Raw genomic sequence first — 23,496 nt, forward strand, 5'->3', positions numbered from 1 at the left:
TATGAAGGGTAGCGGTACTCCGGGCGGCTCTGCCCAAAGGCGTCGTCCTGGCCGGCACAGGGCCAGCCAGGACGAGCGAGTATGAGGGCGGAGTTTCGTTACTTCGCCGGGCGCGGATCGATCGGCGTGGAGTCGCGCAGGCCCAGAATGTCCTCCAGCACGCGTGCGCCGGCGAGCAGTGAGGCTTCGCCGCGCGGCGGGCCGACGACCTGCAATCCGACCGGCAGACCCTTTGAGGTGAAGCCACAGGGCATCGACAGCGCCGGGCAGCAGGTCAGCGTGATCGCATAGACGATGCCCAGCCACTGCACGTAGTTGTCGAACTTGGTGCCGTTGCATTCGGCGAGATAGCGCTGCTCGATCGGGAACGGTGGCGTGATGGTCGCCGGGCACAGCAGCAGGTCGTATGTCTGGAAGAACTCGTAGGCCCGCGCCGCCAGCGTGACACGCTGCGCTTCCGCCTTCGCCAGGTCATCGACCGTGAGCTTGAGGCCTTGCTCGATATTCCAGATTACTTCCGGCTTCAGCTGATCGCGCTTGTCGCGGAGCAGCTGGAGCTTCGAGATCGCGAAGTCATAGGCGCGCAACACATGGAAGCATTCGTGGGCTTCGCGCAGGTCGGGATGCGCTTCCTCGACGATCACGCCGGCGTCGGCGAATGCCATCGCTGCCTTGCGGGTGATGGCGACCACTTCGGGGTCCACCGGGGTGATGCCGAGATCCGGCGAATAGGCGATCCGCTTCGGCTTGGTGCCGGCGCGCACGGCCGAGCGGAACGAGGTCGGCAGTTTCGGCAGCGAGATCAGATCGGCAGGATGTTCGCCGCTCATGGCATCGAGCATCAGCGCGAGGTCTTCCACGGTGCGGGCCATCGGGCCCTGCACGCTCACCATCCGGGCGAGCGCCACGGCGGGCGTGGACGCAACGCGGCCGACGCTCGGACGCAGGCCGACGATGCCGCAGAAGCTGGCGGGGTTGCGCAGCGAGCCGCCCATGTCGGAGCCATGGGCAATCCACGCCGTGCCGCTGGCAAGTGCTGCCGCGGCGCCGCCGGACGAGCCGGCGGCCGACTTCGACAGGTCCCACGGGTTCAGCGTCGCGCCGAACACTTCGTTGAACGTATTGGCACCCGCGCCGAATTCAGGCGTGTTGGATTTGGCATAGATCACGCCGCCGTTTTCTTCGAGGCGTTCGACCAGCACGTTGGACTTGGTCGGCACAACGTCCTTGTAGATCGGCGATCCCTGTGTGGTGCGTACGCCGGCGACGGCGGTGAGATCCTTGATCGGCACCGGCAGGCCGGCAAGGATGCCGCGTTCGCCGAGCGGCTTCTTCATCAATTCCTTCGCGTGATCGCGGGCGCGATCGAAACACAGGATCGGCAGCGCGTTGACCTGGCCATCGACGTCCTTGATGCGCGCTTCCAGCGCGTCCAGCAGGTCGAGCGGCGTTACCGTCCCGGCATTGAGTTGATCGACCACGGCGCAGGCCGTTGCTTTGATGAGATCTTGCTGAGAGGCCACGCACGTCTCCAATTTCGGATGCAGAGCAATTCGTATGCTTGGGATGTCGATCCCGACGTAGCCGTGTAGACCATTTTCTGGATAAATGGGACTCGCAGGCCAAATCTCCTTAACCCAAGTCGCCTCACACAATGCAGGGATGCAACCATGAGTAAGCCTTTCGGCGATTCCAACTGGCGCGCGATGACGCGCGAGCAGCTCGATGCCGGCCTGAATAACTCGACCGCCGTTGCGGGCAGCGCCGACATCGCCGCCGGATGGGGCCAGCGCTCTGACACGATGAAGGCGAAGTACCCTGCGCATCTCGATGTCGCCTACGGTCCACGCGAGCGCAACAGGTTCGATTTCATCAAGGCTGCCGATGGCGGGCCGACACTGCTGCTGATCCATGGTGGCTACTGGCAGATGCGCTCGAAGGATTTTTTCACCTGCTTCGCTGCAGGTCCCATCGCCCACGGTATCAACGTCGCTGCAATTGGTTACACGCTCGCGCCGGATGCGACGCTGGAGGAGATCGTCGCCGAGATGCATGCCGGCGTCGATGCGCTGGTTGAGAAGCTTCCCTCGCTCGGCGGCGATCCGAACCGCATCGTGGTGTCCGGCTGGTCCGCCGGCGGTCATCTCACCTCGACGACGCTGTCGCATCCGAAGGTGAAGGGCGGTGTCGCCATTTCCGGCATCTACGATCTCGAACCGATCCGCGCGTCCTATCTCAACGAGAAGCTCAAGCTCGACGAGGCGATGTCGAAGCGCCAGTCGCCGTTGCTGCAGGATGGCGGCCCGAACAAGCCGCTGGCGCTGGTGGTCGGCGGCGGCGAATTGCCGATCCTGCGCCAGCAGACCGCGGACCTCGCCGTGCATCGGGCAAAGTACGGTCTGCCGGTGAGCTATGAGGAGATCCCGGGCGCGGATCACTTCTCGATCATGAAAGAACTGGAATCGCCGACGGGGCGGATCACGACGCTGATCAAGGAATTGGTCGCGCGGATTTAGAATCAGACCAGCAATTTGAATATGTGAGACGTATCCCGGCGCCGCTCGTCAGCGCCGGGATTGTTTTGTCTACAGCCCCTGTCCGCCCGACACCTCGATCCGCTGCGCGTTCACCCAGCGATTGTCCTCCGACAGCAGGCTCGCGATCATCGGCCCGATATCGTCGGGCAGGCCGACGCGGCCAAGGGCGGTCATGCCGGCGATCGTCTTGTTGATGTCCGGATTGTCACGCACGGCACCGCCGCCGAAATCGGTTTCGATTGCGCCGGGCGCGACCGTGTTCACGGTGATCCGGCGGCTGCCCAGTTCCTTCGCCATATACATGGTCATCACCTCGACGGCGCCTTTCATCGCGGCATATGCGGCATAGCCAGGCAGGCACATCCGCGTAAGACCGGACGACAGGTTCACGATGCGGCCACCGTCCACGATCAGTGGCAGCAGTGTCTGCGTCAGAAAGAACACGCCTTTGAAATGGACGTTAACCAGCCCGTCGAACTGCGCTTCGGTGGTATCGGAGATCAGTGCATAATCCCCGTGTCCGGCATTGTTCACGAGATGGTCGAACGTCTCGCGCGACCAGGTTTCGCGCAGCGCTGCTCGGAGACGATCAGCAAAAACGGCGAAGCCGGCAATCTTGCCGGTGTCGAGTTGCAGCGCCACCGCCTTGCGGCCCATGCGCTGGATTTCGAAGACGACAGCCTGTGCGTCTTCGCTGCGGCTTTGATAGGTGAGGACGACATCGCCGCCGTGACGGGCGATATTGAGAGCGGTGTTGCGGCCGAGCCCGCGGCTGGCGCCGGTAACGAGGGTAATCTTGGTCATGGTCAGCTCCTGTGGTGTGACCATCCCGATATCGCCCCGGCGAACCGGGCTTGGTTGCCCGAAGCTCGACGTTCCTTGCCTAATCCTCCAAAATCATGTGCTGGCGCATTTGCGATGATGTAGGCTGGGCGTCATGACCACGCTTCTCAATGCCGTTCGCCGTTACACAGAGACCCATGCTGATAGTGCCGGCATCGCGACCACGCCGATCCTCGGCCTTGCTGCCGTGCGCGCAACCACACCCAGCGACATTATCCACGCGATCTTCCAGCCGCTGATCTGTCTCGTCGTGCAGGGCACCAAGCATGTCACCATGGGCACGGAGAGTTTTGTCTTCGCCGCCGGGGATTCGCTGATCATCACGGCCGATGTTCCGATCGTCAGTCAAATCACACGGGCGAGCATTGCCGCGCCCTATCTCTCGCTGGTGTTCGAACTTGATCTGGCCGTGATCGCCGAACTGGTTGTCGAGATGAAAGCGGAGCCAAGCGCCGATCTCGCGCGTGTCCGGGTCGAGCCCACCGATGCCGAAGTTACGGACGCGGCGTTGCGGCTGATGCGCTTGCTCGATCGTCCGGCGTCATTGCCGGTGCTGCGCGCGCAGCTGGTGCGGGAGATGCATTACTGGCTGCTGGCTGGTCGCCACGGGCCGGCGATCCGACGGCTTGGCTGGCCGGATAGCCACGCGCAGCGTGTCGCGCGCGCGGTTGCGGTGTTGCGCACCGAGTTCGCGCGGCCGGTGCTGGTCGAGCGTCTCGCAGATGTTGCGGGCATGAGCCCGTCGTCATTCCACCAGCATTTTCGCACGGTGACCTCACTCACGCCGCTGCAGTTCCAGAAGCAGTTGCGCCTGATCGAGGCGCGGCGGCTGATGCTGTGGGAAGGCGCGAGTGCCAGCACTGCGGCCTTCGCCGTCGGTTATGAGAGCGTGCCGCAATTCACCCGGGAATATGGTCGCATGTTCGGTGCACCGCCGGTGCGCGACATCGAATCGGCGCGGGAGAAAGCACGCGCTGTCGCATGACCGAGGTCTGATGAGCCCTTAATGCGTCCGTGCCAGGCAGAACGCCACGACCTGCTCCAGTGCAGTCTTCATCGGTGACGACGGAAACAGCGCCAGCGCATCGACGGCCATGGCGCCGTAATGCTGGGCGCGGTTGATCGTGTCTTCCAGTGCGCGGTGCTTGGTCATCAGGCCGATGGCGTGATCGAGGTCGCCTTCGCCGATCTCGCCGCGCTCCAGCGCCTTGATCCAGAATTCGCGCTCGGCGTCGTTGCCACGGCGGAAGGCGAGCACCACGGGCAGGGTGATCTTGCCCTCGCGGAAATCGTCGCCGACATTCTTGCCGAGCTTGGCGGCCTTGCCGCCGTAATCCAGCACGTCGTCGATGAGCTGGAAGGCGATGCCGAGATTCATGCCGACCGAGCGGCACGCCGTTTGTTCGGCCTTCGGGCGGTTGGCGATCACCGGGCCGACTTCGCAGGCGGCGGCGAACAGTTCGGCCGTCTTGCCGCGGATGACCGCGAGATATTCGTCTTCGGTGGTGGCGGTGTTCTTGGCGGCGGCGAGCTGCATCACTTCGCCCTCCGCGATGGTGGCGGCAGCCGAGGATAGAATATCGAGCGCGCGCAGTGAGCCGACTTCGACCATCATGCGGAAGGCCTGGCCGAGCAGGAAGTCACCGACGAGAACGCTGGCCTCGTTGCCCCACAGCATGCGCGCGGACAGCTTGCCACGGCGCAATTCGCTCTGGTCGACCACGTCATCATGCAACAGCGTTGCGGTGTGCATGAATTCGACGGAGGCCGCGAGCTTGATATGGCCATCGCCGGTGTAGCCGGTGAGATTGGCCATCGCGAGCGTCAGCATCGGGCGCAGCCGCTTGCCGCCCGAGGAGATCAGGTGGTTGGCGACCTCGGGGATCATGGTGACTTCCGAGCCGGTCCGCGACAGGATCGTCGCATTGACGCGCTCCATGTCAGGGGCGACAAGGCTGACCAACTGGTCGATCGACGCTGTCGCGTGACTCTCGAAGGGAACAATCACCGCCACGCTGGGCTCTCCGAATTACAAGGGCGCTTCGTCGGGCCATGAAAAAGGCAGGCACTGGCAGCGCTTATATTCAAATAGGGCGAATTCACGTTGAAAACAGGTGTCCCCATCTGCTGAATTGCCGTCGACCGATATCGGGCCGCACAATAGAAACTGCGCAGCGGCGCGGCAAGGGCATCGGAACCTTGACTTCCCCATAGATACACACCCGGTTACTGGCAGGGAGCGACCTCCAATTGCGCGAAATCATGCGGACGAACGATGTGGTGCTGGTCTCGGCGGTGAGCGCGCTGCTCGACGGCGCGAATATCCACCATCTGGTGCTGGACCAGAATATGAGCGTGATCGAAGGATCGCTGGGCATCATTCCGCGCCGGATCCTGGTGCATGAAGACGATGACCTGCAGGCGCGCCGTGTGCTGACGGATGCCGGGCTGGCCCACGAGCTGCGGGTGCAGGATTAAGCCTATGGCTGACGCGATCGTGACCACGGAGGACGGCTTCCTGGGTGGCCAATTGCGGCTGCGGCAGCCGAAATCCGGCCATCGCGCCGGCCATGACGCGATCCTGCTGGCTGCTGCAACCTCGGCGCAAGCCGGTCACAAGGTCGTCGATTTTGGATCGGGCGTGGGGACGGCCGGTCTGGCGCTGGCGCGGCGTGTCCCCGGCGTGTCCCTGACACTGGTCGAGATCGATCCGCAACTGGCTGAACTGGCGAGGGAAAATGCTGCAGCGAATGGTATTGCTGCGGATGTCGTGACGCTCGATATTGCCGCGAGTGCCGATGTTTTCGCTGCCGCAGGCCTGCCGAAAGACAGCGCCGACGGGGTGCTGATGAATCCGCCTTTCAACGATCCCGCGCGCCATCGCGCCTCGCCGAACAAATCGCGCGAGATCGCCCATGTCGCGACGGAGGACACGCTGCAGACATGGATTCACGCGGCGCGCCGCGTGCTGAAATCCGGCGGCGTGCTAACGCTGATCTGGCGAGCGGACGGATTGGCCGATGTGCTGGCGGCGCTGGGTCGCGGCTTCGGCAGCGTCGCCATCATGCCGGTGCATGGCGATGCGGAGGCGCCGGCGATCAGGGTGTTGGTGCGTGCTGTGAAGGGTGGCCGCGCGCCTGCGGCAATTGAGCCGGGCATCTCGCTGCGGGATGCGGATGGCGCGCCTGATCTCCATATCCAGCGCGTGCTGGCCGGGCAGGCGGTTCTGCCGTGGTCGTCGCTTCGGACATCGCTCTAGGCGATGCCGCAGTCGGCCTGGTGTTTATTGAGGAGCTGTTTCGGAACGTTTCTGCGGCGCCGACGTGAAGTGGATCGCCGTAAGCAGCGTACCGATGATCAGCATGAGCAGATAGATTTTCATGTCTTCTCCCGCTGCGGCGTAAAGGCCTGTTATGGTTTTCAAACGCTGAAAGCGTCTCTCGGTTCAATGACAGCAGCGTGATAAGAGTTGGTTAATGTCGAGGAAATTTGAATGAGCGAATCCAATTTAAAAGCGGCGATCACAAGGCTGCTGCCTGCGCGTTTCCGTCGCGCATCTGCAGTCGTTCCGGTGGTGCGTCTGTCCGGCACGATCGGCGCCGTCACGCCGCTGCGTCCGGGATTGTCGCTCGCAGGCGTGGCAAGGCTGCTGGACAAGGCATTTGCGATCAAGAATGCCAAGGCTGTTGCGCTGGTGATCAATTCGCCGGGCGGCTCGCCGGTGCAGTCGCGGCAGATCTATCTGCGCATCCGCCAGCTCGCCGCGGAGAAGAAACTACCGGTGTATGTGTTCGTCGAGGATGTCGCTGCATCTGGCGGTTACATGATCGCCTGCGCCGGCGATGAAATCTTCGTCGATCCGTCGTCGATTGTCGGCTCCATCGGCGTGGTCGGTGGCACCTTCGGTTTTCAGGAATTGATCAAGAAGATCGGTGTCGAGCGGCGGCTCTATACCGCGGGTGAGCACAAGGCGATGCTCGATCCGTTCCTGCCGGAAAATGCCGATGATGTGGCGCGGTTGAAATCGCTTCAGCGCGAAATCCACGCGATCTTCATCAATCTCGTGAAGGAGAGCCGCGGTGCCCGGCTGAAGGGCGCCGAGGACGTGCTGTTCTCCGGCGAATACTGGGCCGGCGAAAAATCCATCGCGCTTGGCCTTAGCGATGCCATTGGCGATCTGCGCTCGGTGCTGCGCGCGCGCTATGGCGACAAGGTGCAGATGCCGGTGATCGCGCAGCCATCCGGCATGTTGTCGGGTCTGCTCGGCCGCAAATCCGGCGCGGGCTCGCAGCTCTCGCTCGACGGCCTGTCGGGACTGCCGGATCAACTGATCTCGGCGCTGGAGACGCGCGCGCTGTGGTCCAAATACGGCTTTTAGCAGGACGGTATTGCGCGGCATTTGGTGGCTTAAAAGCTAATTGCAGGAATCCGGCACTTGCGCGAGACTATCGGCAGGGGGCTTGAGATGAACGACAGGAATCGACACATGCCGCCGCTGGTCGCACTTGCAGGCGCGCTTGGGAGCGCAGCCGTTGTCCGCTGGGCCTACAGAACCGCCAAGCGGATCAATCATGAATTGGAAGAAGCCCGTCAGGCGCGGGTAGCCGAACGCAGCGGGACCACGGAGGTCCCGACCCTGCGCCGCGATCCCGTCACCGGCGCCTATCGGCCGGGCTAGGAGCCGCAAACAGGCCCCAAAACATTTGCGCCGGCCTGAGGACGGGGCACGTCCTCGAGACCGGCGACAAAGTTGGGCTTTCAGGCTTGGAGGTCCCTCGGCCCTGGAGATTTGGACAACTTAAGACTTGGAAGTCTTCGGCCCGCGCGACTTGGATCGTTCGGGCCTTTCGCTGGGGTAAGTCCCGATGACCGGGTTCGTTCCCACCGATGCCATTCAGGATAGTGCGCGGGACTTAACGACTAACCCTGCTGATCAGGCGATGTGCCGGCGCGGTTACCCGTCGGTTACCGCCAAATCGGGCCACATTGCCTTGATTCCGCAAGGCCGCGCCGATACGGTCCGCGCGCTTTGATCCGCCTTGATCCCCTTGGCGAATCCCCGGAAAAACGGCCCAGAAACCACCATGGACTCCCTGCCTCCGCACATGCGCCCGGAACGTTCGTTCCAGGGCTTCATTCTCGCTCTGCAGCGGTTTTGGGCCGAGCAGGGCTGCGTGATCCTGCAGCCCTACGACATGGAAATGGGCGCCGGCACCTTCCATCCCGCGACCACCTTGCGCGCGCTGGGGCCGAAGCCGTGGAAGGCCGCCTACGTGCAGCCATCACGCCGGCCGAAGGATGGCCGTTATGGCGAGAATCCGAACCGGCTGCAGCACTATTACCAGTTCCAGGTGATCATGAAGCCGTCGCCGGCGAATCTGCAGGACCTCTATCTGCAGTCGCTCAAGGCCATCGGCATCGACACCGCGCTGCATGACGTGCGCTTCGTCGAGGACGATTGGGAAAGCCCGACTTTGGGCGCCTGGGGCCTCGGCTGGGAATGCTGGTGCGACGGCATGGAAGTCAGCCAGTTCACCTACTTCCAGCAGGTCGCGGGCGTCGAATGCGCGCCGGTAGCGGGCGAACTCACTTACGGTCTCGAACGCCTCGCAATGTATGTGCAGGGCGTCGACCGCGTTTACGATCTCAACTTCAACGGCCGCGACGGCGCCGACAAGGTGACCTATGGCGACGTCTTCCTGCAGGCCGAGCAGGAATATTCGCGGCACAATTTCGAACATGCCGACACCGCGATGCTGTTCGAGCAGTTCAAGATGGCCGAGGCCGCCTGCAAGAAATATCTCGACGCCGGCTGGAAGAGCGACAAGCGCGAAGAACATCTGATGGCGCTGCCGGCCTATGACCAGTGCATCAAGGCCAGCCATGTCTTCAATCTGCTCGATGCGCGCGGCGTGATCTCGGTCACCGAGCGCCAGAGCTACATCATGCGCGTCCGCGAACTCGCCAAGGCCTGCGGCGAAGCGTGGGTGCATACCGAAGCCGGTTCTTCTTTACCCTCCCCTTGAGGGGGAGGGTCGCCCGCACTGACGATGCTCTGCATCGTCACGGGCGGGCGGGGTGGGGTGACAGCGGTGGTGATATGGTCAAGCGGCCCATCAGCGACTTCAAACGCCAAAGCGCGAAACGGCTGCGCGAAAATACGACGGTCGCTGAGCAAATTCTCTGGCGACATTTGCGAAGACTCGATGTGAAGGGAAGCCATTTCAGACGGCAGGTTGTGATTGGACCCTATATCGCCGATTTCGCCTGCCTCGCGGCGCGGCTGATTATCGAGGTCGATGGTTCGCAACACGGCGACGATGAGGGGCTTGCCCACGACGAAAGCCGCACGCGCTGGCTGCAGTCGGAAGGCTACCGAGTGATACGATTTTGGAACAATGATGTGATGAGCAGGACCGACGCTGTGCTGGAAGTTATCCATAACATGACCGCTGTCACCCCACCCCGCCCGCAAGAGGCGGGCGACCCTCCCCCTCCAGGGGAGGGTAAGTCTTTGCGTGGGGAGAACCAGTAATGCCTGATCTTCTCCTCGAATTGTTCTCTGAAGAAATCCCCGCCCGCATGCAGGCCAAGGCGGCGGAAGACCTGCGCCGCATGGTCACTGACCGACTGGTTGCCGAAGGTCTCGTCTATGAAGGCGCCAAGGCCTTTGCGACGCCGCGTCGTCTGACGCTCACGGTGCATGGCATTCCCGCACGGCAGTCGGACCTCAAGCAGGAACGCAAGGGACCGCGTGTCGGCGGCGCCGAAGCCGCGATCCAGGGGTTTCTGAAAGCCACCGGCCTCGCTTCGCTGGATGAAGCCAAGATCCAGCGCGACCCCAAGGGCGATTTCTACATCGCGCTGACGGAGAAACCGGGCAAGCCGACGGTCGATGTGCTGGCCGAGATCCTCCCCATCATCATCCGCACCTTCCCGTGGCCGAAGCAGATGCGCTGGGGTGCGGCTTCCGCGAAATCGAGCGCGCTGACCTGGGTGCGTCCGCTGCATTCCATCGTCGCGACCTTCGGCATCGAGACCGAAGAACCGGAAGTGGTGCAGTTCGACCTCAGCGGCGTCAGCGTCGGTCAGACCACCTACGGTCATCGCTTCCTTGCGCCTGATGCCATCGAGGTGCGCCGCTTCGACGACTATGTGGCGAAGCTACAGGCCGCGAAAGTCGTGCTTGATCCCGAGCGCCGCAAGGAAATCATCCTGGCTGACGCGCGGCAGCTCACTTTCGCGCAGGGCTTTGAGCTGGTCGAAGATCCCGCGCTGCTCGACGAAGTCGCGGGCCTGGTCGAATGGCCGGTGGTGCTGATGGGCTCGTTCGACAAGGATTTCCTGTCGATCCCCGACGAGGTGATCCGCGCCACCATCCGCGCCAACCAGAAATGTTTCGTGGTCCGTGATCCCAAGACCCAGAAGCTGACTAACAAGTTCGTCATCACCGCCAATATCGAAGCGAGCGACGGCGGCACCGCGATCATCGCCGGCAACGAGCGCGTCATCCGCGCGCGCCTGTCGGATGCGAAGTTCTTTTACGAGACGGACCTGAAGACGAAGCTGGAATCGCGACTGCCGAAGTTCGAGCAGATTGTGTTTCACGAGAAGCTGGGCACGCAGGCCGCGCGTATCGCGCGCATTGAAAAGCTCGCTGCCGAGATCGCCCCGCTGGTCGGCGCCGATGCCACGAAGACCAAGCGTGCGGCGCAGCTCGCGAAGACCGATCTGCTCACCGAAGTGGTCGGCGAGTTTCCAGAGCTGCAGGGCCTGATGGGCAAGTATTACGCGCTGGCGCAAGGCGAAGACGCCGCCGTCGCTGCTGCATCCGAGGATCACTACAAGCCGCAGGGGCCGACCGATCGCGTGCCGAGTGATCTTGTCAGTGTCGCCGTGGCGCTGGCCGACAAACTCGATACGCTGGTGGGTTTCTGGGCGATCGACGAAAAGCCGACGGGATCGAAGGACCCGTTCGCATTGCGTCGTGCGGCGCTCGGTGTGATCCGTCTGATCATCGAAAACAATCTGCGCCTCAAGCTGAAGTCTGTCGCGTCGTCTCATGCGTCGACGATGACCGGCTATGACGAGAGCAAACCGGCCGATCTCCTCGCCTTCTTCGCCGACCGCCTGAAAGGTCAGCTCCGCGATCAGGGCGCGCGTCACGATCTCGTCGATGCGGTGTTCGCGCTCGGCGGTCAGGACGATCTGTTGATGGTTGTCCGCCGCGTCGAAGCGCTCGGCAAATTCCTCGACAGCGATGACGGCAAGAACCTGCTGGCCGGCACCAAGCGCGCCAACAACATTCTCGCGATCGAGGAGAAGAAGGACAAGCGCAAGTTCGACGGCGCACCTGATGCCGCACTGTTCAAGCTCGACGAAGAAAAGGCACTGGCCAAGGCGATTGCCGAGGTCGGTCCGGAAGCGAGCGCGGCTGTCGCCAAGGAAGATTTCGCCGGTGCGATGACCGCCATGGCCAAGCTGCGTCCGGCGGTGGATGCATTCTTCGACAAGGTGAAGGTCAATGACGACGACGCGGCGGTCCGCGAAAATCGTCTGAAGCTGCTGAACGAGATCCGCGCGGCAACGCGTGCGGTGGCGGATTTCTCGAAGATCCAAGACTAAGGCTTACACACGGGCCTCTCCCCACGTCATGGCCGGGCTTGACCCGGCCATCCACCTCTTTCTCTGTCGCCGAGGCGTGGATACCCGGCACGAGGCCGGGCATGACGGAGATTGAACCGAGGGCGCGGCAGTCGTCGGCTGACGCGATATTTCCAGCAATCTCCCGAAACATTTACCTTACATTAACCATCCCTTGAAATGGTCCGGTTCCGTAACGGTTTCTTAACCGTCGCTTCCCAGCGCGGGCAGGACTGCCCAAGGATCGCCCATGACCTCGGTCAATACCGGCCTCAATCCCTATGCCAATTACGGCTCCGCCTATGCGCGTGCCGCCGCCACCGCCCAGCCATCGCTGGCCAATGCGCTCAACAGCAATGAGAGCGCATCGTCGTCCTCGTCCGATGCGGCGACCAATCTGACGCTGTCGGAGGCGGCGCGGGCGAAGCTTGCGAGCTCCGGCTCCGACAAGGATATCGCGACCGTCATTACGGATCTGCGGGCGAAGCTGGCGGCCCAATATGTGGCCGCAAAGGCGACGGGTCCGCTGGACAAGGACGGCAAGCTGACCATCGATCTCTCGACGCTGGATCGCCGTTCGCTCTACGCCATGGCCACCAACAATGGCGGCACCTTCACCGCCGACGAGCAGAAGGTCGCCCAAGCCGAACTGGGCAATCGTTTCAACGCGGCGCTGGCGCCTGCTGCAGGCACGGCCAAGCTCACCGGCGATTTCAGCGGCATCTACAAGGCGGCGCTGGACTATCTCGATGCCGCGGGCAGCGAAGAGAAAGCCTCGGCGGCCTGGTCCGCGCAGCGCGAGGCCGTGCTGAAGGGCATTCAGGCGACCGAGCAGACACCGACCAAGGCGCCATCAGGCATCGCCAACGATCCGGTCGCAGCCTATCTCGCGCAGCCCGATACAACGACGCCCGTGCAGGACATCGCCACCGTTGCGAAGAGCGTGCGTGCGGCGCTGGATGCGCAGGCCAAGGCGGCGAAAGAGGCGGGCAAGGGCGAACTCGTTTACGACAGCCGCCGCAAGACCGGCCAGCTCGCGGATTTCTCTGCCGTCGACAATCGTTCGCTCTCGGCGATCTCGCTCAATCAGGATGGTCTGTTCTCGAAGGAAGAGAGCTTTGCCGCCAAACAGGTGCTCGATTCACGCAATCGCACCAGTATTCTCGAGGCGTTGCAGGCAAGCCAGAAGAGCGGCGATCCCAGCCAGTTCAGCCTCGGCATTCTCAATACCTATTCGGCGATGAGCGATGAGGAGCGGACCGCGTCCAACTGGACGCCGAGCTTCCGTGACAATGCCGTGGCGAGCTACAAGTCGACCAACCACATCCTGTCGCTGCTGAAGAGCGGATAAGCGTCGATACAGGAAGGTGCTGCAACACTCCGTCCTCATCCTGAGGAGCGGCATCTTCGCCGCGTCTCGAAGGATGGCTGCGAACGCCAGCGCTCACCCATTCATGGTTCGAGAAGTCGCGCTCCTCATGAGGCGGAGCTTGTGGCGTCATGCGCAAACAAAAAAGCCCCGCCCGGTGGGGGATGACCGGGGCGGGGCTTCTTCGCCCGGTCGCCATTCGCGGCGCCCGAACGAATCTTCTTTCAACGTGACGTGCTAGTCGACGACCTGCACGATGCGGCGTGAGCGCGGCTCCACCAGCACCGTCTGACCATTCACCACGGTGTAGCGATACGGCGTCGTCGCGACCGTCTGCGGCACGTCGTAATAGGTCACGCCGGCTTCAGGGAGCGTGGTGCCGACGACGATGCGATCGGGCACGGTGAAGGTAGGCACGCGTTCGCGCACCACATACTCACGGAATGCCGGACGCTCCTGCACAGTGATGCCATCGGGATCGTTGTTGTCGACGATGACGCGATCGCCCCCGGATACACCGACGGTGACGCCCTGAGCCTGCACGGCCAGCGGTGCGCCGAGGGCGCCGAAAAGGGCCGCTGCTGCAATAAGTTTGTTTCGCATGATCGTCTCCTTCGTGAACGATGTCCGGCTTGCCGCGCCGGTCTGTGCCATCCAGCCTGGTTTGGTTTATTCACCGTCGGCCAATGCATGCCGCCAGCGATCGTTCCGGAATTTTCCACGCGCAATTGCTGGTTTTTGATGCACTGCAGGCAGGTATGCGGGAACCCATTGATGGGCAGGGCGTCTTTATGCTGCTAAATCCCCGCGGCGCATCGCACCCGAATCGATTCCCTCACGGAGACACTTCATGGTCATCACGGCAGCTCACATCCAGCCGATTGTCGCGCTTATCGCTGGCGTTCTGATTTTGATCATGCCGCGGTTTCTCAATCTGGTGGTGGCGATCTATCTGATCTTCGTCGGACTGGCCGGACTCGGCGTCTTCAGGATGTTGAAAATCGGCTAAATTTCGACACGGCCGTTACCTACAGCGGTACCTCCGGGCTGCTTGCGCCACGTCCCTGAAACGTGGTGTAACGCGGCACATTTCCCTGTCGTTTCCTCTCGCGGATTGATTGAGAACCATGGCCAAAACCGCCTCGAAGTCCAAGAAAGCCCCTGCGAAGTCAAAGTTGTCCAAGGCTGCGCCCAAAGTAGCTTCGGTGGCCCGCAAGGCGCTTAAGAAGTCAGCTGCAAAACCTGCAGCAAAATCCGCGGCGAAGGCCAAAACGGCTGTGAAAGCAAAGGTTGCTCCGAAGCCTGTTGCAAAGGCTCCCGCATCCAAGAAGGCGGTTGTGGCCAAATCTTCTACAGCCAAGACTTCGGCGACCAAGGCCGTCAAGAAGGCCACCAGCAAGCCGGTGACTGACGTCATCAAGGCTGGCAAGTGGGTTTATTCGTTCGGCGGCGGCAAGGCCGAGGGCAAGGCTGGCCTGCGCGACCTGCTCGGCGGCAAGGGCGCGAACCTCGCTGAAATGGCCAATCTGGGCCTGCCGGTGCCTCCCGGCTTCACGATTCCGACCTCGGTCTGCACCTATTTCTACGCGAACGGCAAATCCTATCCGAAGGAATTGCAGTCGCAGGTGGAGAAGGCGCTCGAGGCCGTCGGCAAGATCACCGGCAAGGGCTTCGGCGACGAGAAAAACCCGCTGCTGGTTTCGGTGCGCTCCGGCGCCCGCGCCTCGATGCCGGGCATGATGGATACGGTCCTCAATCTCGGTCTCAACGACACCACGGTGGAAGCGCTGGCCGAACTCTCCGGCGACAAGCGTTTTGCCTATGACAGCTATCGCCGTTTCATCACCATGTATTCCGACGTGGTGCTCGGCTTCGAGCATCATCACTTCGAGGACATTCTCGACACCTACAAGGACAACAAGGGCTACACACTCGACACCGATCTCGATGGTGACGACTGGGTCAAGCTTGTCGGCCAGTACAAGGAAGCCGTCGCGCGCGAAACGGGGAAGGACTTCCCGCAGGATCCGCATGAGCAGCTCTGGGGCGCCGTCGGCGCCGTGTTCTCATCCTGGATGAATACCCGCGCGGTGACCTATCGCCGCCTGCACGATATCCCGGAGTCGTGGGGCACCGCCGTCAGCGTGCAGGCCATGGTGTTCGGCAATATGGGCGAGACCTCGGCCACCGGCGTTGCGTTCACGCGCAACCCGTCGACCGGCGAGAGCAAGCTGTATGGCGAATTCCTGATCAACGCGCAGGGTGAAGACGTGGTGGCGGGCATCCGCACGCCGCAGGACATCACCGAAGACGCACGGATCGAGAGCGGTTCGGACAAGGCGTCGATGGAAGCGGCGATGCCGGAGGCGTTCAAGGAATTGACGCGCATCTACACCCAACTCGAGAAGCACTACCGCGACATGCAGGACATGGAGTTCACGGTCGAGCAGGGCCGGCTCTGGATGCTGCAGACCCGCAACGGCAAGCGTACTGCCAAGGCGTCGATCCGCATCGCGGTCGAACTCGCCAATGAAGGCGTGATCTCGCAGAAGGATGCGGTATCGCGCATCGATCCGGCGTCGCTGGATCAGCTCCTGCATCCGACCATCGATCCATCGGCCAATCGCGACGTCATCGCCACCGGCCTTCCGGCATCGCCGGGCGCCGCATCGGGCGAGATCGTGTTCTCGTCGGACGAAGCCGCCAAGCTGCAGGCCGACGGCAAGAAGGTTATTCTTGTTCGCGTCGAAACCTCGCCGGAAGACATTCACGGCATGCACGCTGCCGAAGGCATTCTTACCACCCGCGGCGGCATGACCTCGCATGCGGCGGTGGTCGCGCGCGGCATGGGCAAGCCCTGCGTCTCCGGCTGCGGCACCGTCCGCGTCGACTACGGCCGCGGCACCATGTCGATCGGTGGCCGCGTGTTCAAGGCTGGCGACGTCATCACCATCGACGGTTCGGTTGGCCATGTGCTGTCCGGCCGCATGCCGATGATCGAGCCGGAATTGTCGGGCGAATTCGCAACGCTGATGGGCTGGGCCGACAAAGTCCGCAAGCTCAAGGTCCGCGTCAATGGCGACACGCCGGAAGATGCCCGCACCGCCATCAAGTACGGCGCTGAAGGCATCGGCCTGTGCCGTACCGAGCACATGTTCTTCGAAGAGACCCGCATCCGCACCGTGCGTGAGATGATCCTCGCCGAAGACGAGCAGGCCCGCCGCGCCGCGCTCGCCAAGCTGCTGCCGATGCAGCGCGCCGACTTCGTCGAACTGTTCGAGATCATGAAGGGCCTGCCCGTCACGATCCGTCTGCTCGATCCGCCGCTGCACGAATTCCTGCCGCACACCCAGGGCGAAGTCGAGGAAGTGGCGCGTGTCATGGGCACCGATCCGCGCAAGCTTGCGGACCGTGCGCGTGATCTCGCCGAGTTCAATCCGATGCTCGGCTTCCGCGGCGTACGCATCGCGATCGCCTATCCGGAAATCGCCGAGATGCAGGCGCGCGCGCTGTTCGAAGCCGCGATCGAAGCGGGCAAGCGCACTGGCGAACAGGTCGGCCTCGAAGTCATGGTGCCGCTAATCGTCACCAAGATGGAGTTCGATCTCATCAAGGCGCGCATCGATGCCACTGCGGTGTCGGTGATGAAGGAGACCGGCGGCAAGCTGAACTATTCGGTCGGTACCATGATCGAACTGCCGCGTGCCTGTCTGCTGGCCGGCGAGATTGCCGAGACCGCCGAGTTCTTCTCGTTCGGTACCAACGATCTCACGCAGACGACCTTCGGCATCAGCCGTGACGACGCCGCGAGCTTCCTCGGTACTTATATCGCCAAGGGCATTCTGCCCGTCGATCCGTTCATCACGGTCGACCGCAGCGGCGTCGGCGAACTCGTGAAGATTGGCGTCGCGCGTGGCCGCAAGACTCGCCCCGATATCAAGGTTGGTATCTGCGGTGAGCACGGCGGTGATCCGGCGTCGGTAGCCTTCTGCCATGAGATCGGCCTCGACTACGTGTCGTGCTCGCCCTATCGCGTGCCGATCGCGCGTCTCGCTGCCGCACAGGCTGCGCTCGGCAAGGAAATTTCCAGCCAAGCGTAAGTGCTTCGCTGATTTCATGATCTGAAAAATGGCCGGGGAGTTCCCCGGCCATTTTTATTGCGTGCCTCATGCCGTGTTTGTTCGTGCGTCGGAATGGAACTCGCAAACATTTTCACGCATCCGCGAATTTCTCTTCATCATCTTTGTCAACGCGATGTTTACTACTTTTGTGGAGCCGCGGTTTACCAAGGCTTTCGAATGATTTTGCGCTGCGCTCGTACAGCTTGCGTGTGGCGTCGTTGCATCGCCGATTAACTCCGCGGCAACTTTGATTCCGTACTAACGAAATAGATCGAAATGTACGGATGTGCAGATTAGTGCCGTGCAGGGCGATGCTGGTGTAAGCGTTGCGTGAGCGTATCGATGTTAGTACTGCGTAACCGGCCGAAGGGCGCGCGTGGCGCGTTCTTCGGCTTCGGTCTCTGCGTTTTCGCATTGGCCCCGACAGAATCTGGCTATCAGGACATCGCCTCGCTGCTGGCTCGCCAGCCGGGCGTGACCGAACGCTGGCAGAAGCGCGTGTTCGCGCCCGCCGTCTCCTCCATCCAGGTTGCGACATTCTCGTTCGGCCGCCCGATGGGCACGGCCTCGCGCAATCCGACCTTGCAACTCGCCAGCCTCGACAATTCCGGCATCGCCGCCAGCGGAGCGCTGACTGACATCACCGGTGCACTGACCCGCAATCCGTTGGCGCAACCGCCCCGCCGCTATGAAGCTGCAGATTTTCCAAAAGTGGATCGCTCGCTGAAGGGCGATCGCCTCGCCATCCGCACGCCGGAGACCATGGCGCCCGAGCCGGCCAGACAGGACTCTTTCGACGACAACAGATCGGTGATGGGCGCGAAGACCGTCGATGCACTGCCATCCGTGCAGCATGCCCCGCTCGATCCCGAACTCGATGAAGCGCTGCGTGCCCCGCCGCTCGCTCAATACGACACGTCGCAGCCCGTGCAGCCCACCGAGGACGCCAAGACCGATGCAGCGGTGATCCCCGTCGAGCCGGCGCCGGCCAAGGACGGCTTCTCTGTGAAGACCGCGAGCCTGTTTTTCGGTAGCTCGTCGCTTGGCGCATCGGTCGAGACAATGGAACGCTGGCAGCCCGGCGAAGAGCCGACCATCGTAATGCCAGGCACAGCCGTGCCAGGCAATGCCATGCCGGGCTCAAGCCTGGACCCGGACATGAAGGCTACGGCGGTGGTGCCGAATGCGGCGATCAACCCGACCGATGGCGGCGAAAGCGTTGCCGGCAAGGGCGAGGTCAACAGCGCCAATCAGCGTGCGAAGACGCCGGCCGAACGTATGGGCCTCACCGAGCAGACCCGCGGCAAGCAGGAAAAGTGTCTGACGGAAGCCATCTATTTTGAGGCCCGCGGCGAGGCGGTACGTGGCCAGATGGCGGTGGCGCAGGTGGTGATGAACCGCGTGTTCTCCGGCTTCTATCCGACAACCGTCTGCGGCGTGGTCTATCAGAACAAGCATCGCCGCCTGGCCTGCCAGTTCACCTTCGCCTGCGACGGCATTCCGGATGTCGTGAAAGAGCCCGACATGTGGGAACGCGCCCGCAAGATCGCGAAGGCGACGCTCGACGGCCGGATCTGGCTGCCGGAAGTCGCGAAGTCCACGCATTACCATGCCTATTGGGTGCATCCGTCCTGGGTCCGCGAGATGAAGAAGATGTACAAGACCGGCGTGCACTCCTTCTACCGTCCACGTAACTGGGGCGACGGCAGCGAGGCGCCGAGCTGGGGCACGGCGGCGCAGACGGCGGAAATCTCCGCCAAGCTCTCCGAAATCAAGCCGTAACAGCCACGACTTTACCTCCGAGCCTACCAAGAGCGATGCCATGCCCGGCATCGCTCTTTCCATTCCGGATTCCGCAGAACGTCATCCCGACCCTGGGCCGGGATGACGTCCGCGTGGCCCTGCATCCCAGCAATGCATCCTCTGAAAACCCCATCATCGCCATTGGGATTTCCATGCGAATGCATTAATCTTCCATCCAATCTGGACCGGGCTTGTGCTCTTGGGCCGGCTGAATTTTCAATCCGAATTTGATCCGGGGAAACGACATGGCGGCAATCGACGGCGCGACGCGCCCGGCATCTGGTTTTGGCTGGCGTACCCCGCTGGTGATCATCATCTGCGGATCGCTGATCGGCATGCTCACCTTCGGGCCGCGTTCCAGCGTCGGCTTCTTCATGCAGCCCTTCAGCCAGGAGTTCGGCTGGGGCCGTGACGTTTTCGCGCTCGCCTTCGCCGTGCAAAACCTGCTCTGGGGCATCGGCCAGCCTTTCGCCGGCGCCGTTGCCGACAAGTTCGGCAGCGTGCGCGTGATCTGCGTCGGCGCCTTCCTCTATGCGGCTGGCTTGCTGATGATGCGCTATTCCTCGACACCGCTCGAGCTGAATATCAGCGCTGGACTGCTGATCGGTTTTGGCCTGTCGGGTTGCTCGTTCAATCTGGTGCTGTCTGCCTTCGGCAAACTGGTGCCGCCGGAATGGCGCGGCATCGCGCTCGGCGCCGGCACCGCCGCAGGCTCGTTCGGCCAGTTCATTTTCGCGCCTTTCACAGTGGCGATGATCGACAACACCGGCTGGCAGGCGACGCTCACCGTGTTTGCGGTGCTGATGTTGCTGGTGATCCCGTTGTCGCTCGCGTTGGCGACTCCAACCGCGAGTGCTGCGTCCGCCGACGCGCCGGTGGCGCAGAAGCAGTCGTTCAAGAGCGCACTCACGGAAGCCTTCGGCCATCGCTCCTATGTGCTGCTGGTGCTCGGCTTCTTCACCTGCGGCTTCCAGCTCGCTTTCATCACCATGCATCTGCCGGCCTATCTGGTCGATCGCGGCTTGCCGGCGGCTGTGGGCGGCTGGGTGATTGCCATCATCGGCCTGTTCAACATCATCGGCTCGCTGACGGTCGGCTATGTGCAGGGCAAACTGCCGAAGCGCTACATCCTCTCCTTCATCTATTTCACCCGCGCGCTGGCGACGGTAGCCTTCATCATGCTGCCGCTGACCACCACGTCGGCGCTCGTTTTCGGCGCCATCAGCGGGCTTGCCTGGCTCTCCACCGTGCCACCGACATCGAGTCTGGTGTCGCTGATGTTCGGCACGCGCTGGCTGGCCACGCTGTACGGCTTTGCTTTCTTCAGCCATCAGGTCGGTGGCTTCCTTGGCGCCTGGCTGGGCGGCGTCGTGTTCGACAAGTTCGGCTCCTACACGCCGGTGTGGTGGCTGTCGGTGCTGTTTGGCGTGTTGTCGGCGCTGATCAATCTGCCGATCGTGGAAGAGCCGGTGAAGCGTCCGATTGCACAGCCGGCATGAGCCTGTTGTTGACTCGCTGATCTCCAGCGATAAAAATTGATCTTGGCCGTCCCAATCGGGGCGGCCTTCGTTCTCAGGGCGGGGTGAAAATCCCCACCGGCGGTAATCGGGCGCAAGCTCGGGAGCCCGCGAGCGCCTGACGGGTTACACCGTCGGGGTCAGCAGATCCGGTGCGATGCCGGAGCCGACGGTCATAGTCCGGATGAAAGAGAACGGGTATGCGCAGGGAGTCCGCCTTGGCGGATGCTCGGCGTGTGACCGTACGTCCTGATTCTGGTCTCAAACCGCGAGAGCATCCATGAATCAGCCTGTGATGAACTTCAAAACTTCCACTTCCGTAAATCTTGCACCATCGACCGGGCGGATCGCCTTCATCCAGTCGTGCTGGCACAAGGATATCGTCGATCAATGCCATGTCGGTTTTGTCGCCGAACTTGCACGGCATGGTGTGCCTGACAGTCAGATCGATGTCTTCGAGGTGCCCGGCGCCTTCGAAATTCCGCTGCAGGCCAAATTGCTGGCGCGCACCGGCCGCTATGTGGCGATCGTTGCCACCGGGCTCATCGTCGATGGCGGAATCTATCGCCATGAATTCGTCTCTGACGCTGTGATCAACGGGTTGATGCGGGTGCAGCTCGACAGCGAAGTGCCGGTGATCTCGGCGGTGCTGACGCCGCAGCATTTCCATGAGCACGCCGAGCACCTGCGCTTCTTCCGCGAGCATTTCGTTGTGAAGGGCACCGAGGCGGCGACGGCCTGTGCAGCGACCATCGCCAATATTGCGGCGACCCGGCAACTGGCCGCCTGATCGCCGCAACACCGCGTTATGCCGCTATGGCCGGGCAGGGCTGCAGAGCTCCTGCCCGGCTGGCGCGGGTGGCGTTTCCCGCAACGGCGCGGCATAATTCGGCAACGGAAATCACAAGCAAAAACTCGGGAGTGGCGTGTTGGGAACGTTCAAGGCTGTCCGCATCGACAAGGCTGATAAAGGCACCACGGTTGCGCTGACGCAGTTCGACGAATCCGAATTGATGGATGGCGACGTCACCGTGCGGGTCGAATGGTCCACGGTGAATTACAAGGACGGCCTCGCCGTCACCGGCAAGGCGCCGGTGGTGAGGCGTTTTCCGATGATCGCCGGCATCGATTTCGCAGGCACGGTGGAATCCTCGGAGAATCCGAACTGGAAGCCCGGCGACAAGGTGATCGGCAATGGCTGGGGCATGGGCGAAACCCATCTCGGCGCCTATGCCGAAAAGACCCGCGTGAAAGGCGACTGGCTGGTGCGGCTGCCGGCCGGCATGACCACCCGCGACGCCATGGCGGTCGGCACCGCCGGCTACACCGCAATGCTCAGCGTACTGGCGCTGGAGAAGCACGGGCTGAAGCCGGCCGATGGCCCGATCGTCGTGACGGGGGCGGCGGGCGGCGTCGGCTCGGTGGCGATCGCGGTGCTGTCGAAGCTCGGTTACCAGGTCATCGCCTCGACGGGGCGCACGTCCGAGGAGGGCTATCTCAAGGGCCTTGGCGCCAGCGAGATCATCGACCGCAACGAGCTGTCCGGCCCGGCCAAGCCGCTGGCCAAGGAGCGCTGGGCGGGCGGCATCGACAGCGTCGGTTCGACCACCCTCGCGAATCTCCTGTCGATGACAAAGTATCGCGGCGCCGTCGCCGCCTGCGGCCTCGCAGCCGGCATGGACCTGCCATCTTCGGTTGCACCCTTCATTTTACGCGGCGTGTGTCTTCTCGGCATCGATTCTGTCATGTGCCCGATCGAGCTGCGGCAGCAGGCCTGGGCGCGATTGGCGACGGATCTGGATCACGCAAAACTTGCTGAAATTACTAATGAAATTCCGCTGGACCAGGTGATCGAGGCCGGCGCCAAGGTGCTCGCCGGGCAGGTCCGCGGGCGAATCGTGGTAAAGATCGGCTAACGACGTTCAGACTTTACCAACCAACCTGCTCCATTGTTGCCACGGTTGGTATGGTAAGCAGCGGGTAAAGACATCAGGCGGTCATCCGCGCTCGGTTGTTCGGAGTATCCTATGGTTGCGCGTTATGTGTTGGGAGCGGTGCTTGCCGCCACGGTGGCGACCCCCGCGCTGGCTGGGTCGATGACGGCCGAAGAGGCCCGCAAGTTTGTTGCCGGCAAGGTCTTTGCCTTCACCTGTTTCGACGGCACCCGCGGCGCAGGCCGCGTGTTCGACGATGGCGGTGCGGCGGGCGCTGTGCAGTTCTCGGGCTCCGGTCCGGCGCGCAACATGCGCCTGCCGGGCAATACGCTGCAGGTCCGCGGCGAAGCCATCTGCGCCTCGATCAAGGGCATCCCGTTCGAACCGTGTTTCAATCTCAACAAGAATGACGAGCGCTCGTTCCGCGGCTCGGTCTCCGGCATGGGCTTCGCCTATTGCGATTTCCGCCACCAGGGCGGCCGCGGCCAGATGCTGATGGCCCGCTCGCTGTCGGCCCCGCGCTCGCTGCGCGCGCCGTCCACCACCCGTTCGGCCGATGCTTCCGCTGGCGCCGACAACACCGTGACCCGCGTCTCGACCCCGCGCGTCGAGAGCAGCAAGATCGACGCCGTCGGATCGATCAAGTCCGAGCCGGCCAAGGAAATTGCCAAGACGCCGGAGCCGGAAAAGACCGAAGCGCTCGAACTGCGCAAATCCACCAACTAAGCA

General features: G+C 62.7%; 22 protein-coding genes and 1 riboswitch. Of the genes, 18 read left to right on the forward strand and 4 right to left on the reverse strand.

Annotated elements, in window-relative coordinates; all coding sequences use genetic code 11:
- Positions 1–98: 98 nt before the first annotated feature.
- Complete coding sequence (locus AB8B20_RS24985) at positions 99–1,523, reverse strand: amidase (protein WP_093759580.1); 1,425 nt, start codon at positions 1,521–1,523, stop codon at positions 99–101.
- A gap of 147 nt (positions 1,524–1,670) precedes the next feature.
- Between AB8B20_RS24985 and AB8B20_RS24990 the strand changes: the two genes are divergently transcribed.
- Positions 1,671–2,516 carry an alpha/beta hydrolase gene (locus tag AB8B20_RS24990; RefSeq protein WP_439073237.1) on the forward strand — a complete coding sequence of 282 codons (846 nt, stop codon included), beginning with the start codon at positions 1,671–1,673 and terminating at the stop codon, positions 2,514–2,516.
- Between the two features lie 69 nt (positions 2,517–2,585).
- Here AB8B20_RS24990 and AB8B20_RS24995 read toward each other — a convergent pair whose 3' ends face one another.
- Complete coding sequence (locus tag AB8B20_RS24995; RefSeq protein ID WP_439073236.1) at positions 2,586–3,341, reverse strand: SDR family oxidoreductase; 756 nt, start codon at positions 3,339–3,341, stop codon at positions 2,586–2,588.
- 133 nt (positions 3,342–3,474) lie between these two features.
- Here AB8B20_RS24995 and AB8B20_RS25000 point away from each other — a divergent pair, with 133 nt between their 5' ends.
- Positions 3,475–4,365, forward strand: a complete 891-nt coding sequence (locus tag AB8B20_RS25000) for an AraC family transcriptional regulator N-terminal domain-containing protein (RefSeq protein ID WP_439073235.1) — start codon at positions 3,475–3,477, stop codon at positions 4,363–4,365.
- 18 nt (positions 4,366–4,383) lie between these two features.
- Here the strand turns inward: AB8B20_RS25000 and AB8B20_RS25005 are convergent, their stop codons facing one another.
- Entirely contained in the window at positions 4,384–5,394 is a 1,011-nt protein-coding gene (locus AB8B20_RS25005) for a polyprenyl synthetase family protein (RefSeq protein WP_089262468.1), read from the reverse strand.
- 236 nt (positions 5,395–5,630) lie between these two features.
- Between AB8B20_RS25005 and AB8B20_RS25010 the strand changes: the two genes are divergently transcribed.
- The 8 genes from AB8B20_RS25010 to AB8B20_RS25045 all read left to right on the forward strand — a co-directional run bounded on the left by AB8B20_RS25010 (position 5,631) and on the right by AB8B20_RS25045 (position 13,374).
- A complete protein-coding gene (locus AB8B20_RS25010; protein ID WP_439073234.1) occupies positions 5,631–5,858 on the forward strand; it encodes a putative signal transducing protein in 228 nt (75 codons plus the stop codon).
- Between the two features lie 4 nt (positions 5,859–5,862).
- Positions 5,863–6,639 carry a tRNA1(Val) (adenine(37)-N6)-methyltransferase gene (locus AB8B20_RS25015; protein ID WP_439073233.1) on the forward strand — a complete coding sequence of 259 codons (777 nt, stop codon included), beginning with the start codon at positions 5,863–5,865 and terminating at the stop codon, positions 6,637–6,639.
- Between the two features lie 234 nt (positions 6,640–6,873).
- On the forward strand, positions 6,874–7,758 hold the full coding sequence (locus AB8B20_RS25020; RefSeq protein WP_439073232.1) for a S49 family peptidase: 885 nt from the start codon (positions 6,874–6,876) through the stop codon (positions 7,756–7,758).
- A 108-nt stretch (positions 7,759–7,866) separates the two neighbouring features.
- Entirely contained in the window at positions 7,867–8,058 is a 192-nt protein-coding gene (locus tag AB8B20_RS25025; RefSeq protein WP_089262464.1) for a hypothetical protein, read from the forward strand.
- A gap of 406 nt (positions 8,059–8,464) precedes the next feature.
- Entirely contained in the window at positions 8,465–9,406 is a 942-nt protein-coding gene (locus tag AB8B20_RS25030; RefSeq protein WP_439073231.1) for a glycine--tRNA ligase subunit alpha, read from the forward strand.
- Positions 9,407–9,480: 74 nt separating this feature from the next.
- On the forward strand, positions 9,481–9,915 hold the full coding sequence (locus AB8B20_RS25035; RefSeq protein ID WP_439073230.1) for an endonuclease domain-containing protein: 435 nt from the start codon (positions 9,481–9,483) through the stop codon (positions 9,913–9,915).
- Complete coding sequence (gene glyS / locus AB8B20_RS25040) at positions 9,915–12,005, forward strand: glycine--tRNA ligase subunit beta (RefSeq protein WP_439073229.1); 2,091 nt, start codon at positions 9,915–9,917, stop codon at positions 12,003–12,005. The genes AB8B20_RS25035 and glyS overlap by 1 nt, the downstream gene beginning before the upstream one ends.
- Before the next feature lie 268 nt (positions 12,006–12,273).
- Entirely contained in the window at positions 12,274–13,374 is a 1,101-nt protein-coding gene (locus tag AB8B20_RS25045; RefSeq protein WP_175368723.1) for a hypothetical protein, read from the forward strand.
- Positions 13,375–13,629: 255 nt separating this feature from the next.
- Here AB8B20_RS25045 and AB8B20_RS25050 read toward each other — a convergent pair whose 3' ends face one another.
- On the reverse strand, positions 13,630–13,995 hold the full coding sequence (locus AB8B20_RS25050) for a DUF1236 domain-containing protein (protein ID WP_093760047.1): 366 nt from the start codon (positions 13,993–13,995) through the stop codon (positions 13,630–13,632).
- Positions 13,996–14,242: 247 nt separating this feature from the next.
- Here AB8B20_RS25050 and AB8B20_RS25055 point away from each other — a divergent pair, with 247 nt between their 5' ends.
- The 8 genes from AB8B20_RS25055 to AB8B20_RS25090 all read left to right on the forward strand — a co-directional run bounded on the left by AB8B20_RS25055 (position 14,243) and on the right by AB8B20_RS25090 (position 23,493).
- Complete coding sequence (locus AB8B20_RS25055) at positions 14,243–14,401, forward strand: DUF3096 domain-containing protein (protein WP_089262456.1); 159 nt, start codon at positions 14,243–14,245, stop codon at positions 14,399–14,401.
- Positions 14,402–14,519: 118 nt separating this feature from the next.
- Complete coding sequence (ppdK, locus tag AB8B20_RS25060) at positions 14,520–17,492, forward strand: pyruvate, phosphate dikinase (protein WP_170849757.1); 2,973 nt, start codon at positions 14,520–14,522, stop codon at positions 17,490–17,492.
- 28 nt (positions 17,493–17,520) lie between these two features.
- A complete protein-coding gene (locus AB8B20_RS25065) occupies positions 17,521–17,694 on the forward strand; it encodes a hypothetical protein (protein ID WP_165826769.1) in 174 nt (57 codons plus the stop codon).
- Positions 17,695–17,855: 161 nt separating this feature from the next.
- Positions 17,856–19,295, forward strand: a complete 1,440-nt coding sequence (locus tag AB8B20_RS25070) for a cell wall hydrolase (protein WP_439073228.1) — start codon at positions 17,856–17,858, stop codon at positions 19,293–19,295.
- Between the two features lie 266 nt (positions 19,296–19,561).
- Complete coding sequence (locus AB8B20_RS25075) at positions 19,562–20,815, forward strand: MFS transporter (protein ID WP_089262451.1); 1,254 nt, start codon at positions 19,562–19,564, stop codon at positions 20,813–20,815.
- Positions 20,816–20,880: 65 nt separating this feature from the next.
- Positions 20,881–21,033: riboswitch (FMN riboswitch) on the forward strand.
- Positions 21,034–21,113: 80 nt separating this feature from the next.
- Positions 21,114–21,623 carry a 6,7-dimethyl-8-ribityllumazine synthase gene (locus tag AB8B20_RS25080; RefSeq protein WP_439073227.1) on the forward strand — a complete coding sequence of 170 codons (510 nt, stop codon included), beginning with the start codon at positions 21,114–21,116 and terminating at the stop codon, positions 21,621–21,623.
- Positions 21,624–21,762: 139 nt separating this feature from the next.
- Positions 21,763–22,749, forward strand: a complete 987-nt coding sequence (gene acuI / locus AB8B20_RS25085) for an acrylyl-CoA reductase (NADPH) (protein WP_439073226.1) — start codon at positions 21,763–21,765, stop codon at positions 22,747–22,749.
- A 111-nt stretch (positions 22,750–22,860) separates the two neighbouring features.
- Positions 22,861–23,493, forward strand: coding sequence for a hypothetical protein (locus AB8B20_RS25090; protein WP_089262445.1), 633 nt, complete (start codon positions 22,861–22,863; stop codon positions 23,491–23,493).
- Positions 23,494–23,496 lie beyond the last annotated feature (3 nt).

Origin of the sequence: Tardiphaga sp. 866_E4_N1_4, from assembly GCF_052076075.1 — a bacterium.
GTDB lineage: Bacteria > Pseudomonadota > Alphaproteobacteria > Rhizobiales > Xanthobacteraceae > Tardiphaga > Tardiphaga robiniae.